This is a genomic window from Mucilaginibacter gossypii, from assembly GCF_017569325.2.
Taxonomy (GTDB): domain Bacteria; phylum Bacteroidota; class Bacteroidia; order Sphingobacteriales; family Sphingobacteriaceae; genus Mucilaginibacter; species Mucilaginibacter gossypii.
Map to the genome: position 1 here is coordinate 3,760,173 of NZ_CP071878.2, position 16,189 is coordinate 3,776,361.

A 16,189-nucleotide genomic window follows, 5' to 3' on the forward strand; every position below is an offset into this window, starting at 1 on the left:
ACTATAAAAAAAGGTGGAGATAATTATCTCCACCTAAAGTTAAATATTTAAAATCAATGGTTAATTAATAACCAGGGTTTTGTTTAAGTTTTGAGGCCCCTTTTGAACCAGAAAGGTCGATCTCGCTTTGAGGTATAGCGTAATATTCGTTTTTACCTTTAGTAAAGTGAGCACCGTTCAGCTGTGAGTTAACGTTAATATCGTATGCGAAGAAAGCGTTGATTTCATCAGCCATGCTGCCTGTACCTTGATCCCAGCGTTGTAAATCGAAGAAACGCTGACCTTCCATCGCCAATTCAAGTTTACGCTCGAAATGGATAGCTGTACGGGCATAAGTTTTATTGGCAAATGCACCGGCAGGATATGGTTTAACCAAATAATTATCAGCAGGGGTTGTCTTTGTAGTATACTCCGATTTTGACGGATCGTATGCTGAATTTTTATATACCCACCAAACAGGATTTGCAGCACGGTTACGAACCATATTTACATATTCTAAAGCCTTATCAGTACTTCCAACTTCTACTTCAGCTTCTGCAGCCATCAGTAAGACATCGCTCCAACGCATTAAGTTAATGTTGTTTGAGGTAACCTCATTGGCTGCCCAGTAGTTTTCAGTACTTGAATTAGTACCTTTTTCGGCAGATGAATAAACGTTTTTACGTGGATTGAAAACACCATCTGTAGGGTCACGGATCCAACTTGCCGGAGGATTGCCCCAGTCAAGATAAGGAATGTTAGGACGACCCATGGTGATATCAATACGAGGATCTAAAGTACCAGTGTAAGGATCAGTTTTACCGCTTACTTTTTTACCCGAATTGAAAGTGGTAAACAATGGTAAGCCATCACCATCTGTTTTAAATGAGTTACCTAATGATTGCGATGGGTTGAAGAAACCGCAGCAAGCACCAGGCCCACTGTTGTAAGGGAAGTTCAACTCATCGCCGGTGTTACCGTTGTTACCGCCTGAGTTATCATTAACTGATGATTGTGCAGCAAATACCGATTCTACACTGTTTTTTTGACCAGCCTGAGGGCTAAAGTTCTTCTGCATGTTATCGTTCAATGCAAAGTGGTCGCCGCTTGGTTTGGTACCATTAGGTATAAGGTTGTCATATAACGCTTTAGCTTCGGCAAATTTGTGTTGAAACATTTTTGCTTTGGCGAGATATGCCATAGCTATCCATTTGTTCGCGCGGCCTTTTTGCGATTGAAGGGCAGGAATATTATCGATACCTGCCTGTAAGTCAGCTTCTATATTCGGCCAGATATCCTTATCATTAGGCTGGTTGGCATCTGTTTGCGTTTCGTCGATGTAAGGGATCATGTTGTACATTTTCTTAAGTTCCATGTAGTAATATCCTCTTAAGAAACGAGCTTCACCGGTAATCCTTTTTACATCATCGGCACTGATATCTTTTGCTAACGGAAGTGTGCGCAAAACGTCATTAGCCCGGCTAACACCGTTAAAACAAAGCCGGTATTTGTCTCTGATGTACGGATTCGAGGTAGAATAAGTAAAATTACCTACCGGCAAGATATCGTTACCACCATCCGATGGCTCTGAACCTTTATAGGCATCACCAGCAGTAACACTACCAAATAACCAGTTTGAACCGGCTGCGTTTATACCGCCGCCATTACCACCTACACCGTCCAACAGTGAATAAGTACCAATTAGTAAGCTTTCAACACCAGTTTTGTTGGCAACGATGTTCGGGCTTAAGCTTTGCAGGATGGGCCTGTTTAGCATATCCTTACGGCACGCATACACCAGGCACACCAACAGCGACGCTATTGGTATGATCAGTTTTATTTGAATTTTTTTCATAACTTTTATATTAAAAATTTCTCAATATTAGAAAGAGGCGTTAACACCAATGTTATATATCTTCTGCCCGGCAGGGTAGTTACCAAAGTCGATACCAAAACTGGTATTGTTATTTAGGTTTGATGGCTGTAACTCAGGATCTAAACCAGTGTACTTCGTAATAGTGAACAAGTTGTTAGCCAACAAATAAAACCTTAATCTCTTAATACCCAAAGCCTTGATTTGCGAATTTGGAACGGTATAACCTAATGTCAATGATTTCAACCTAACATAGGTACCGCTTTCAAGGTACCATGAATTTGGATCACCCGTGTTATCAGCATTAGCTGTACGGGTTAATACAGGGATAGTTGCCTGGCTGTTATCAGCACCTGGTTTCCAAACTTTAGGACCTAATATATCGGCACTTACGTTACCGGTAAATACTTGTGGGAAATAAGTCCAGTATTTAATGTAATTAAAGATCTTGCCACCAAATGAACCATAAAGAAAGGCATTCAGATCGAAGTTTTTGTAACTAACGTTGAATGTAAAGCCACCTGTAAATTTGGGGTTAGGGTTACCTATAAATGTTTTGTCATCAGAGGTGATCTTTCCATCACCGTTAACGTCGGCATATTTAAATAAACCCGGCCTTGCGTTAACATCGGTTGGCGAAGCAGCTATATCAGCAGCATCACGATATAAGCCGATAACTTTATATCCGTAAAATTCGCCCACAGGCTGCCCTGGCTGTAACCTTACAAAGTTTTGGATACGTGTTGAGCCATCGCTGTTACGATCCTGGTATTTAAGGCCATTCAAATCGGTAACAAGGTTTGAGTAATGGCTTGCATTCAGGCTCAGATCATATTTCCAATCGCTGCCGAAATTGCCATGATAGCTGGCAACAACTTCAAAACCTTTATTTTTAATGTTACCACCATTAACATAAGGTAAGTTTGCAACGGCAGCGGGAGCAAGTGCTATTGAAGGATCGCCTGATTGGAATAACAAACCTGTAACCGATTTCTGGAAATATTCAAATGTGAAATCGAATTTATTGTTAAACAAAGTAGCGTCAAAACCAATATTCTTGATCTTATCAGTTTCCCATGACGTAGCTAAGTTACCTTGTTGTATCCTGTACAAACCTGTAACAGTTGAGTTACCAGTTCCAGTGATGTCATAATTGGCATTACCGTTTGACTGGGCGTATAAGCTGTAAGCATTACTTAAGCGGGTTTCAACACCGGCAAGTGAGCCAAGACTACCATAGCTTGCGCGGATCTTCATGTCATTAAGCCAGCTAACATCTTTCAGAAATGCCTCTTTGGAAATCCTCCAACCAGCGGTTACTGAAGGGAAAGTACCCCATTGATGACCTGGAGAAAAATATGAAGAACCGTCACGACGAACTGTTGCACCTAAGATATACTTATCGTTAAACTGGTAGTCCAATTTTGCGAAATACGAAAGCAAACCTGAATCAAAAAGCTGATCAACACCGTTGCTTGGTGGGTTAGCACCGTTGGCTACGGTTACATAGTTAGGGTCAAATGAGATATTGTAGTTACCTCCACCTGCACGGATACCGCGTCTGTAAGTAGTTATAGCCTCAGAACCAGCTAATAGATTAACGCTATGTTTACCAAACTGCTGTTTATAGTTTAAGGTATTAGTCCAGGTGTACTGGCTGTTGTAGCCTGCTACTTCAGTAAAACCGTTGGTTGAAGTATTACCTTCTGAGTTTTCATATGCAGGTTTAGTAAAGTAGTAGTAGTAGTAATTATCGACCGTACCACCAAATTGGGTGCGGATGGTGAAATGTTTCAGAAAATCAGCTTCGGCATAAACGTTGCCTGTTATATCCCAGTTATTGTTCCTGTTATCTTTTGAACGCTCCTGAACTGCAACCGGGTTACTTGAGTTACCTAAACTACCAGAACGAGTGCCCGCAAAGTTGCCCATAATATCATAAACCGGGATAATAGGTGGTTCACGATAGATGTATGAAATAGCGTTACCTTCGTTTTGGTTGTTGCTAAGGTTAGGGCTTCTTTTATAAAAAATATAAGCATTTTCACCTACACGGATATGAGGTCCAACAGCAAAATTTGTATTAATCCTGGCAGCATACCTTTTGAAGTAGGTATCAATTAAAGTACCTTGTTGATTAAGATAGCTTATTGACATCAGGTAAGTTGATTTATCGTTACCGCCGCTTGCTGTAATATTATGGCTCTGTATCGGAGCTGGCTTAAACACCTCATGAAACCAGTCGGTACCTTGTTTGTTGGCACGGGTGATCTGGTTATCGGTAGTAAACGGATTTAAGAGATAAGTTGATGGATCAGTTTTTGGGTCACCTACGTGAGCTCCGGCTGGTGTAATATAGTCTGGAATTGTCCAGGTACCTGTTTTTCCAGGATCATATTGTGGGTTACCTCCTGCCAGAGGGCTTGAACCGTCAGCGTTGGGGCTGTTTTTGTATGATTGATAAATAGCCTCTACATACGTTTTGGTATCGGCCAGTTTAAAACCATCTTTTAATGGCCTTTGCGTACCATAGTAAGCATCATAGCTAATAGTTGCAGCACCGCTTTTTCCTTTTTTGGTTGTTACTACCACAACACCGTTTGAACCACGCACACCGTAAATTGATGCCTGACCGTCTTTCAATACCTGCATTGATTCGATATCGTTAGGGTTGATATCGTTCAATGAGCCCTGAACACCGTCAATTACAATAAGGGGCGCTGTACTGAAGATAGAGCCCACACCACGTACGTTAACTGTAGTATTAGCACCAGGGTTACCTGAGTTAACTACAGTAACACCTGCTGCAGTACCCTGAAGTAAGCTGGCTGTGTTTGATGCAGGTACTGTTTTCATGGTTGCAACGTTAACCACCGATACCGAACCGGTGATATCTTTTTTACGCTGAGCGGTATAACCGGTTACCACCACCTCATTCAATGTACTGCTACCTGATTGCAGTGTAACCCGAAGGTTTACATCGGTGCCTACCTTAACTTCGGTACTTTGATAGCCGATGTAAGATACTACCAGCGTATTGCCCGGGCTAAGGCTTAAGGTGAATTCACCATTAACATCAGTTACAGTACCAGTGCTTGTACCTTTGACGCGTATGGAAGCGCCAACAACAGGTAACTTATCGTCCGAGCCGATAACCTTACCTTTGTACTTTGTTTGGGCTGTAACTACCAATGAAGATACCAGGCAGCATAGCAGCAAACCCAAGTATCTTCCTTTTAGGAGTAAACTTTTAAACATGAGATTGAGATTTAGTTGATTAATATATTTGATTTAAGCTTTTAAGTCGATAATTGGTATTGCTAAGTTTTAAAATAGAAAATTGCACACTTACAGGTAGCCTGTTTGAACTGAGCGATTGTGAGATGAGCTCTGTTAAACAGATTAATGGGAGATGAAGTATTGGAAAGTAAAAAATGTAAAAGTTTTATCATATGAACTTCTCTCGTATATTTTTTTTAACTTTTTTTATCCGTGTAATCACCTTTTTTATGCTCCTGCTAATGAAGCAACATTAAAGTTAAAATGTTATAATAATATTAGATTTTGAACGATTTCTGCCAAAACAGAAATTTATATTGGCTATGGAACTAATGTAATTAGTGTGTACTGTATACACAAGTAAAATAGGTAGATTTACAAATTAATTATTTATAGGTCGATTTATCCATTAAAATTACAAATTGAGAATCTTTCATTAATACATTGCTAACACATGGCCTACTTTTTTAAAAATATCGTATTGTAAAAGTGTTGCTATTATTCTGTAACTGGTGCAAAAAAGTTGTTGAAACAATAAATATTAACGCAACCGAGCTGTTATCTCAAATATTTTGCCCTTAGTTTAATGTGCGGGCCCTCCTTGCCATAATTTACCAAAGTGTTAAAATATCATTATACTTTGCAAATACTGTCAGGTCAACATTTATTATTAATTATACAATAATAAATGTTAAATATACATTTACCCAAGCAATACTTTCCAAACAATAAATGTTCAGATTACATTTATTACAATCGATTTCACGCCATTATATAACATTTTACACATTTTTTCCAAAACAAAACGGCACCGGTGAATTTTACTTACCGGTGCCGTTCAGATATTTTCGTGCGTCAAAAAATACCTTTACCATTTTTAACAAAGTGCTAAAAATGTATTACACTTTAAATGGCACTATTTAGCCCACCAAACCGATGCATTATGCGTATCGGCCGAGTTGGTTCCTATTTCAACTACAAATTCGCCTGGTTCCCAGTCATACTTAAGCTGCGTATTATAAAACTTCAGTTGCTCTGGAGTAATAGTAAAACTAACCTGCTTTGATGCTCCCGGCTGAAGGCTTATTTTTTGATAACCTTTAAGCTCTTTTACCGAACGGCTGATGCTTGCCACAGGGTCACTTATATACAATTGTACTACTTCTTCGCCTGCATATTTACCGGTATTGGTAACAGTAACAGTAGCCTTTAAAGTTTCATTACCTTTTAATTTGGTTTTGCTTACGCTAACAGCGCTATAGTTAAAGGTGGTATAGCTTAAGCCGTAACCAAACGGATAAAGCGGATCGTTTGAAATATCAAGGTAATTTGACCTGAATTTTGAAGGACCGCCTTTGTATGGCCTACCCGTGTTTTTGTGGTTATAATAAATAGGTATTTGGCCTACGCTGCGCGGAAATGTAGCAGTCAATTTACCGGCCGGGTTATAGTCGCCAAATAATACATCGGCGATGGCGTTACCGGCCTCGGTGCCGGGCGCCCAAACGTCAAGTATCGCGTTAGCATGCTTATCTTCCCAGGTTAAGGTAAGCGGACGACCGTTAAACAGCACAATCACCATTGGTTTGCCCAATTTTGAAAGTTCCTTCAGCATGTTTTTCTGGCTTTCGGGAATATCAATATCCGAGCGGCTTGACGATTCACCCGACATACTTTGCGATTCGCCGACCACAGCCACAATCACATCCGATTTTTTGGCGGCATCAACCGCTTCCTTCAACAATTCGTCGGCCGGCTTAGCGTCTAAAGAAACCATACCGGGACCAAAGTTCAGCCTTTTAATAAACAAACTGTCTTCGGTTATATTGGCACCTTTGGCATAGTTAATGGCAACATTGTTACCTACCACATTTTTAATGCCTTCCATTACGCTTATCGATTTTTGCCATTCGCCGGCAATAACCCAGGTGCCCAGCATATCGCGGTGATTATCAGCCAACGGGCCTACCAGGGCAATACTGCCGCCTTTTTTAAGCGGAAGTGTCTGATTATCGTTCTTTAGCAATACAAAGGAGTGTTTAGTGATCTCCCGTGCAGCAGCGCGGTTCGCAGTCGATAACTCTTCTTTAGCTTCTTTACCGGCATCCATTGATTTATAAGGGTTATCAAACAAACCTAATTTGTACTTAGCTTCCAATACACGCCGGCAGGCCAGATCAATTTCCTGCTGGGTTATTTTCTTTTGTGTAAGCGAGTTTTTCAATGTTTTCAGGAACCCCTCTCCTACCATATCCATATCCAAACCGGCTTTCAGGGCAAGGGCAGATACCGTTTGCAAATCGCCAAGGCCGTGATCTGTCACTTCGTTTACTGCGGTATAATCAGATACCACGAAACCTTTAAAACCCCATTGTTTTCTTAACAAATCGGTTAACAACCATTGGTTAACTGTTGCAGGTACACCATCAACAGTATTAAATGAGCTCATGAAACTGCCCGCACCTGCATCAACTGCTGCTTTATATGGCGGCAGGTAATCCTGGTACATTTTAATGCGGCTCATATCCACTGTGTTATACTCACGACCGGCTTCTGCACCACCATAAAGTGCAAAGTGCTTAACGCAGGCCATCACAGCATCGGCATCTTTCATGTTGGTACCCTGGTAACCCTGTACCATAGCTTTTGCCACCTGCGAGCCATACCATGGGTCTTCACCCGAACCTTCAGAAATACGGCCCCAGCGTGGGTCGCGGGCAATATCAACCATTGGCGAAAACACCCAGTTCAAACCTTCGCCGGTTGCTTCTTTAGCTGCAATTTGTGCCGATTGTTTGATCAAGCCCATATCCCACGTTGCCGACATGCCCAACGGGATAGGGAAAATAGTACGGTGACCGTGGATCACGTCCAAACCAAAAATAAGCGGAATGTGCAACCTTGAGTTTTTAACGGCTATATCCTGAATCTGGCGGGTTTGCGTTGTCCCCCAAACACCAAACACTCCACCAATTGATCCATTTTTAATATTTTCTTCAACCCCTTTATTTACTACCGATCCTGTTGTTGCTGCTCCGATGGTTACCAGGTTTAGCTGCCCTATTTTTTCATCAAGGGTCATTTTACTCATCAGGCCTTTTACATAGGCGTTCATTTTCGCATCTTCGGTTTTAGCCTGTGCCAGCACCTTGTTAAAGGGTGTCAATGCCACGCAAAATGGCATCACGGCTATGACAAGCCGGCTTGAAAAATACTTCTTCATTTTTTAAGTTATATGGGTAGTAAATAATTGGTTAACAAATATGACTAATAATCAGGGTATTTCATTGTACCCTTAAATATTTTTGATGATTTTTAAAGCAATATGCTATGGCATTCCGCATAGTGTATTAAGTACACAATTGTAAATATTATAATTAAAAAATCAAACTTTATTTGTACAATAGCACAAATGTTAAGCAAACAGCAACTTATTCAGTACAGCGAGGATGCCCGCAAAAACTATGTAAACCACATTTCTATTGATTGTGTTGTATTTGGATTTCACGAAGGGCAAATGAAAGTGCTGCTATTAAAAACCAATGACGAAGAGAAGTGGTACCTGCCCGGCGGTTTTGTACTTAAGGAAGAACCGATAGATAACGCCGCTGTAAGGATCTTGCAGGAACGTACCGGTTTAGATAAAATATTTCTACAGCAGTTTCGTGTATTTGGCGATCCCGACCGTTCAAAAGTTCATAACGATATGTATGCCGATATGCTGCCAAAAGAACAAAACTGGTTTTCAGGCCGGTTTATATCTATAGGCTATTATGCGCTGGTCGACTTTTTTGGCGTTATACCCCACCCCGATCAGTTTTCGGAGCTTTGTGCCTGGCGCGACCTGGATGACATGCCCGAAATGCAACTCGACCATGAAAATATTTATAAAAGTGCATTAGATGCCTTACGCCTGCAGCTTAACTATCAACCGATAGGTTACAACCTGATGCCGGGAGAATTCACCATGCCCGAGTTGCAAAAATTGTATGAAGCAATTTTAGGTAAAAAGTTAGACAGGCGTAACTTTCAACGCAGGATCTTAGCTTTCGGCATCCTGAACCGATCTGAAGAGCCACGTAAAGGCGGCGCGCATAAGGCGCCGTACCTATACTCATTTGATATGAAAAATTACCAACACGCCTTAACCGAAGGGTTTAAAGGCGGATGGTAATTATGTTAAAATGGCGATGGCTTACGCCGCAGCTATCGCCCGTTTTAATGTAAAATAAAATGTACTGCCCGAACCTATTTCGCTGTCCACGCTAATCTTTCCAGCCTGTGCCTCAATAAAATCCTTGGCTATGGCAAGGCCTAAACCTGTTCCACTTTGCTCGGATGTAGCATTAGGCACTTTAAAATAACGCTCAAACAAACGGGGCAGATATTGCTCTTCTATCCCCTTACCATGATCGGTTACCGAAAACTCTATCTCATCGTTCTTACGTTTTTTAACCACCAGCTCAACTGTTGATTTTTCGTGACTGTATTTTATGGCATTGGAGAGCAGGTTGATGAGTACCCAGGTAGTTTTATCCAGGTCGGCATGTACCTTTGGCAAACTTTCATCACATTTCACTTTAATTTCCACATGCTTTTGGTCGGCTATAAACTTAATGGCTTTTACGGCATAATCCACAATATTTTGAGGGTGCGTACTGCCGAAGTTAAGCTGTAGCTTGCCGGTTTCAACCTGTGCCATGTCAAGCAGTTCGCCTGTGATGAGTAACAGGCGACGGGTATCGTCGTCAATATTACCTATCAGCTGGCGTTGTTCGGCATTTACTTCGCCTATGCGCTCATCTTCCAATAACTTCAAGCTCATTTTTATAGATGAGATGGGGGTTTTCAACTCGTGCGATATGGTAGCAATGAAATTGGTTTTGGCCTCATCCAGTTGCTGATATTCGGTAATGTTTTTCAGAATAATCACTTTACCTATCACTTTATCCCTGCTGCTTACCGATAAGGATTCGCGCGAATAAAAACCTTCGCGCTCATCAGCAAAGATCCGAAGCTTTGCCTGGTCATTAACAAGCAATTTACGCATCAGATCATTTTCAATAGCAATATCTGGCGCATATTTACCATTAAGCTGGTCGGCTTTCATACCAATCAGGTTGCAGGCCACCTGGTTGGCGAAAATGATAACACCTTTTTCATCAAGGCCAATAATGGCATCATGCATGGAGTTGATAATAGTTTCAATTCGCTTTTTCTCAAACAGGATGCTGGCCAGGTTACTATTTTCAAATTCATCAAGCTTGCGCGTCATGTTATTAAAAGCCTGGCCCAGTTCGCCAAATTCATCGTCCGATTCAAAATGAATTTGCTGGTGATAGTTTTTGTTTGATACCTCTTTAATGCGGGCAGTAAGCTCCTTAATTGGGTTGGCGATGTATCCCGGGAAATTAACTGCGAAACTGAATGCTACTAAAAACAAAAACGCGCCTAAAAATGCCACCAGCAACGACCCTCGTTTTGAAGTTGTGTTAGCTATATCATTCTTCCGTGCGATAGCATCCATGTTGAGCTTCATTATTCCATACACCTGCTTGTGCAAGCGATTGCGTAAATCACTTTCGGCTATTTTATTATCGCTCCCGTGCTTTAAACTCTCAAAAACAGCCCGCAAGGAATCTGTAAGTTGCAGTTCACCTACCTCAGTGATGTTGTGCTCCTGCAATACCAAATTGTCATTTATCGTTTTTTGTTGGTCGGCCGATAGTTTGTCGGTGCGCGAATCAATAGCAGTAAGTATATTTTGCATATACTTTACTGTTTTATAGTTATCTTTCAATATGGCTCCTGCATCGGCAGATAACCGGTTTAGGAAATATATCGACATTCCGCAGCAAATTATTGCCAGTACAAACAGGAAACCTATCCCTGCCCGGAGTTTATTTTTTATTGTCATGGCTATGAAAGTATTACAAGGTCAATATCAGTTTTCGACATTTTATTTAGTAGCTGTGTAAACACCGCTGTTTTCATGATAAGCTGGTAAAATTTAAACCGCGGCTTGCCAATGCAAATCGTGGTGATATCATATTTTTCGGCCGTTTCCCAAATGGTACGGGCCACATTATCATCTTTTACCTTCAGCACTTCACCGCCCAATTGCGTGGCCAGCTTCATATTATTGATAAGGTGCCTTTGCGCGGCTAAGTTAATCTTATCGCTGCTCTCGCGCGAGGTTTGCACATATAGTAAATACCATTTGGAGCGATAGTATGACGATAACCTTGCTGTTTTACGGATAATAACTTTAGCCGACTCATCATTGGTACTGATGCAAGCCAAAAACAACTCGGGCCTCAGCTTAATTGTTTTAGGCACTTCAATATCAATCTTCCGCTCCACCTGGTGGGCCACCTCGCGCAGGGCCAACTCGCGCAGCTGCAAAATCCGCTCTGCCTGGAAAAAATTACTCAGCGCGGTTGGGATCTTTTTCTCGTCGTATATCTTACCTTCCTTCAGGCGCTCAATCAGTTCGTCGGCGGTAAGGTCGATGTTTACCACTTCATCGGCCAACTGCAAAACTTTATCGGGTACGCGTTCATTGATGGTAGCTCCGGTTATCCGCTGCACTTCTTCATTAAGGCTCTCCATGTGCTGTATATTCACCGCACTGATCACGTTAATGCCTGCATTCAGGATCTCCAGTACATCCTGCCATCGTTTTTCATTGCTGCTGCCCTCGATGTTGGTGTGGGCAAGCTCGTCGACTATAACCACCTCGGGGCGCAGGCTTATCACAGCTTTCAGGTCCATCTCCTCCAACTCCTTCCCCTTGTAAAACAGTTTACGGCGGGGTATTACAGGCAAACCTTTCAGCAAGGCATGAGTTTCTTTACGGTTATGGGTTTCGATGTAGCCAATTTTCACGTCGATACCATTGCGCAGCAAGGTTTGGGCCTCCTGCAGCATCCGGTAGGTTTTCCCAACACCGGCGCTCATGCCAATATAAACCTTGAACTTTCCCCGCCGCGATTTTTTAATCAGCTCCAGGAAATGCTCTACAGATTGCTCTTTAGTGTCCTCATTCATAAGTCGCCTTTGAATTTTCCTTTAGTTTTTATGGTGTTCCATGCCGGTCAGGCATTCCGTTCACTTTGCACATGCTTTAGCCACGATGCCTGGATCTGCTGTAATACCTAAGCATTTAATTGCTGCTAAAACCCATAAACAGCTGCCAGCACAAACTGTGATGCAGACCTTGTCAGATCACCATTGCGTGCTTTAAACTGCTCTACCGATCCGTGATCCAATCTCACCTCGGGTATTAATGTTAACGGGCCTGCTTTAACGTTAGCCGTAAGCGTTGCCGCTGTAACCGATTTACCATTTGCCGGCCCTGCAATTGCGGTATAAGTACCTGTTTTATGCTTAAAATATTCGCCCCTTAAACCAAGTGTAACGTATTTTGAAACTGCCATTTGCGGATACAAAGCTACGCCCGAAAAACCGCCGGTAACACCTTTGTTTGCCGAAAAGTCGGCCGCGTTCAGGCCCAGCTTAAACGCGTTTGTTATTTGATAGGCAGTTGTTAAATCAAACTCGGTGCCTACAATCCCTCCGGTAATTACGTTTAAGTAGGCGGTCCAGCCCTTAACCGGGTTTAATATTAGCTGAGCGCCAAAACTGTTTACTTGATTTGACGACCGGTAATAATTCCAATTATCATTAAACACACCGGCCATCACGTTCACTTTATCCGAAAACGAATATGCGGCTTTAAAACCTGCGTTTTGAAACGGGCCATTGGTAAACAGGTAAGAGGTTGAGTAGTTAAAATTGCCAACCGGGCTCACAACTTCATAACCTATACAAGTAGCCATATATCCGGCAGTAAGTACAAATTTATCTGTTACATCATAAGCCACATACAAGTTTTGAATATGATACGAATCGCCATCAGATCCATTTGGTATCGACTGGCTTTGTCCTCTCGGACCAAATGATAACTCGCCTACAAAAGCGGCCCTGCCAACCTTTTTCTTTAAACCCAGATCTATCATCCCGATAGAAATTGAATTGTGATCCGTTGCAAAACTCGTCGGGATCTGCGATCCCCTGTTTGCGAAATCATATTTAAAATAGGTATCAACCGAGCCATAAAACACCAAAGGCGCATCGGATGTGGTTTTGACCGTATCCTGAGCCTTAACTATAAAAGCACAGGTTAGCATCGAAAATATCAATAGCAGGAAAAATTTCATTTAAGTATGTATTAAAATTTCCGGGTTCCTTATTGGTAACCCAAATTGTGTTTGTATCCTCGCCGTTACTAATTATTGCCAACCCCGGCGAGGATTTGAGCTGCGCTAAAACTGCGGCAGCCTGGTTTTTACTTCTTCACCCCATCCAAAGCCACATTCAACTTCAATACATTCACTTTAGCAGGGCCAAACAAACCTAACAAAGGTTGTTCAGTATGCTCATCAACCAGTTTGTTTACGGCATCAACTGATAAACCGCGGACTTTAGCTACACGGGCAACCTGAACTTTTGCGCCTGCTGGCGAAAGATCAGGATCCAAACCGCTACCTGAAGCCGTAACCAGTTCGGCAGGAATCTGTGAGCGTGTTACGCCTGGGTTGTGTTTCAGAAAATCATCTATTCTGCCTTCAACCTGTTTCAGGTAATCAGGATTTGACGGGCCTTTGTTTGAACCGCCTGAGCCGGCAGCATTGTAATCAACTGCTGATGGACGGCCCCAGAAATACTCGTCTTTAGTAAACTTTTGACCAATGTTGGCGTAGCCAACTACACGGCCTTTGTATGTAATGGTTTCACCATCACCTTTACCCGGGGTAAATTTACCTATACCGGCTATAGCTAAAGGATAGATGCCTGCTGTTAATACTATCAGTATTAAGGTAAGCTTGATGGATGGCAACAAATATGTTTTCATTTTCTTTTTAGATTTGAGATATGAGATTTGAGACATGAGATTTTGTTAGATACGAAATGCGTGACTTATAACTCAAAAAGTCTCAAATCTCATATCTAACATCTCACATCTATATAAAAATTGAAACAGCTAAATCAATTAATTTAATGCCTATAAAAGGTATAATAATACCGCCTAACCCATAAATGAGCAGGTTACGGCGTAAGAGCGCACTCGCACCAATTGGCTTGTATTCAACACCGCGCAAAGCCAACGGAATCAGCAGCGGAATAATAATAGCGTTGAATATTACCGCCGAAAGTATAGCCGATTGCGGACTGTGCAGGTCCATGATATTCAGCGCCTTTAGTGCAGGCATTGATACCATGAACAAAGCAGGAACAATGGCGAAGTATTTAGCCACGTCGTTTGCTATACTGAAAGTTGTTAAAGTACCACGAGTCATCAACAGCTGTTTACCTATCTCCACAATCTCAATCAGCTTGGTTGGGTCGTTATCCAGGTCAACCATGTTGCCCGCTTCTTTTGCGGCTTGTGTACCGCTGTTCATGGCTACGCCAACATCGGCCTGGGCCAGCGCGGGGGCATCGTTTGTACCGTCGCCCATCATGGCTACCAGTTTACCGCCCTGCTGTTCCTTTTTAATGTAGTTCATTTTATCCTCAGGCTTCGCCTCGGCAATAAAATCATCTACACCGGCTTTTTCGGCAATAAATTTGGCAGTAAGCGGGTTATCGCCGGTAACCATCACTGTTTTAACCCCCATTTTACGCAAGCGCTCAAAACGTTCGGCAATACCGGTTTTGATGATATCTTGCAGCTCGATTACACCCATGATCTTTTCATTTTGTGATACAACCAATGGGGTACCACCGTTTGAGGAGATCTTTTTAACATTCTCTTCCACATCCGCAGGGAATTGGTTACCGGCTTTAATGGCCATGTTGCGGATAGAATCGAAAGCACCTTTGCGGATGCGTAGGCCATCGGGTGTATCCAAACCGCTTGAACGGGTTTCGGCAGTAAACTTAATAAACACCGAGTCGGCCGGTGCATGGATCTTAAGTTTATGCATGCCCTGCTCGGCAAGCTCTACTATCGACTTACCTTCGGGAGTTTCATCGGCCAGTGAACTTAACACACATGCCATTACAAAATCCTGCTCGTTTACGCCTGCTGTTGGGTAAAAGCTGGTTGCTTTACGGTTACCAATGGTTATGGTACCAGTTTTATCCAGTAATAAAGTGTCTAAGTCGCCTGCTGTTTCAACAGCTTTACCGCTTTTGGTGATCACGTTGGCGCGTAAAGCCCTGTCCATCCCGGCAATACCGATGGCCGATAAAAGGCCACCGATAGTTGTAGGGATCAAACAAACAAACAACGATATAAAAGCGGCTATAGTGATGGGCGTATTTGAATAATCACCAAATGGCTTCAGGGTAACACACACGATAACGAAGATCAGCGTAAAACCGGCCAGCAAAATAGTTAAGGCAATTTCGTTAGGGGTTTTCTGGCGGGATGCGCCTTCTACCAGCGCAATCATCTTATCCAAAAAGCTTTCGCCCGGCTGGGTGGTTACCAATACTTTGATCCTGTCGGATAATACTTTGGTACCACCGGTAACAGATGATTTGTCACCGCCGGCCTCACGGATCACCGGGGCAGATTCGCCGGTAATAGCCGATTCATCAATGGTAGCGATACCTTCAATGATTTCGCCATCGGTTGGGATATTATCGCCGGCTTCGCAAATGAATACGTCGCCTTTTTTTAACTGTGATGACATCACCCTTTCTTCCTTGCCGTTAACCAGTAAGCGTGCAGGTGTTTCCTCACGGGTTTTACGGAGGCTCTCGGCCTGGGCCTTGCCGCGTGCTTCGGCTATAGCTTCGGCAAAATTGGCAAACAGAACGGTTAACAACAATATAACAAATACTGTAAAGTTGTAGGCAAAACTGCCCTGGCCTTTATTGGCCAGTGAAAATATGCTCACAATGAGCATCACAACCGTACCTATCTCCACGGTGAACATCACCGGGTTACGGAACAGGACGCGAGGGTTTAGTTTGATAAAAGATTGTTTTAAAGCATCCCTCATCTGATCGCCCTGGAACAATGTATTTTGAGTTGAGTTCATG

General features: G+C 42.4%; 9 protein-coding genes. 1 reads left to right on the forward strand and 8 read right to left on the reverse strand.

Annotation, left to right across the window (positions count from 1 at the left end; genetic code table 11):
• Positions 1-64: 64 nt before the first annotated feature.
• From J3L18_RS15865 to bglX, 3 genes are all read right to left on the reverse strand, one after another.
• Positions 65-1,834 (reverse strand): RagB/SusD family nutrient uptake outer membrane protein, encoded by a 1,770-nt coding sequence (locus tag J3L18_RS15865; protein WP_091163056.1) that lies wholly within the window; start codon positions 1,832-1,834, stop codon positions 65-67.
• A 27-nt stretch (positions 1,835-1,861) separates the two neighbouring features.
• On the reverse strand, positions 1,862-5,110 hold the full coding sequence (locus J3L18_RS15870; RefSeq protein ID WP_129569366.1) for a SusC/RagA family TonB-linked outer membrane protein: 3,249 nt from the start codon (positions 5,108-5,110) through the stop codon (positions 1,862-1,864).
• Positions 5,111-6,047: 937 nt separating this feature from the next.
• Entirely contained in the window at positions 6,048-8,354 is a 2,307-nt protein-coding gene (gene bglX / locus J3L18_RS15875) for a beta-glucosidase BglX (RefSeq protein ID WP_208102430.1), read from the reverse strand.
• Positions 8,355-8,543: 189 nt separating this feature from the next.
• On the opposite strand from bglX, the gene J3L18_RS15880 reads away from it, so the two are divergent.
• The gene (locus J3L18_RS15880; RefSeq protein ID WP_112652215.1) at positions 8,544-9,305 is read left to right on the forward strand and encodes an NUDIX hydrolase; all 762 of its coding nucleotides are present in this window, start codon (positions 8,544-8,546) and stop codon (positions 9,303-9,305) included.
• Between the two features lie 21 nt (positions 9,306-9,326).
• Here J3L18_RS15880 and J3L18_RS15885 read toward each other — a convergent pair whose 3' ends face one another.
• The 5 genes from J3L18_RS15885 to kdpB all read right to left on the reverse strand — a co-directional run bounded on the left by J3L18_RS15885 (position 9,327) and on the right by kdpB (position 16,188).
• Complete coding sequence (locus J3L18_RS15885) at positions 9,327-11,048, reverse strand: HAMP domain-containing sensor histidine kinase (protein WP_129569365.1); 1,722 nt, start codon at positions 11,046-11,048, stop codon at positions 9,327-9,329.
• 2 nt (positions 11,049-11,050) lie between these two features.
• The gene (locus J3L18_RS15890) at positions 11,051-12,181 is read right to left on the reverse strand and encodes a sensor protein KdpD (protein ID WP_129569364.1); all 1,131 of its coding nucleotides are present in this window, start codon (positions 12,179-12,181) and stop codon (positions 11,051-11,053) included.
• Positions 12,182-12,306: 125 nt separating this feature from the next.
• A complete protein-coding gene (locus J3L18_RS15895; protein WP_129569363.1) occupies positions 12,307-13,353 on the reverse strand; it encodes an outer membrane beta-barrel protein in 1,047 nt (348 codons plus the stop codon).
• A 128-nt stretch (positions 13,354-13,481) separates the two neighbouring features.
• Positions 13,482-14,048, reverse strand: a complete 567-nt coding sequence (locus tag J3L18_RS15900) for a K(+)-transporting ATPase subunit C (RefSeq protein WP_129569362.1) — start codon at positions 14,046-14,048, stop codon at positions 13,482-13,484.
• Between the two features lie 109 nt (positions 14,049-14,157).
• Complete coding sequence (kdpB, locus tag J3L18_RS15905) at positions 14,158-16,188, reverse strand: potassium-transporting ATPase subunit KdpB (RefSeq protein ID WP_129569361.1); 2,031 nt, start codon at positions 16,186-16,188, stop codon at positions 14,158-14,160.
• Position 16,189 lies beyond the last annotated feature (1 nt).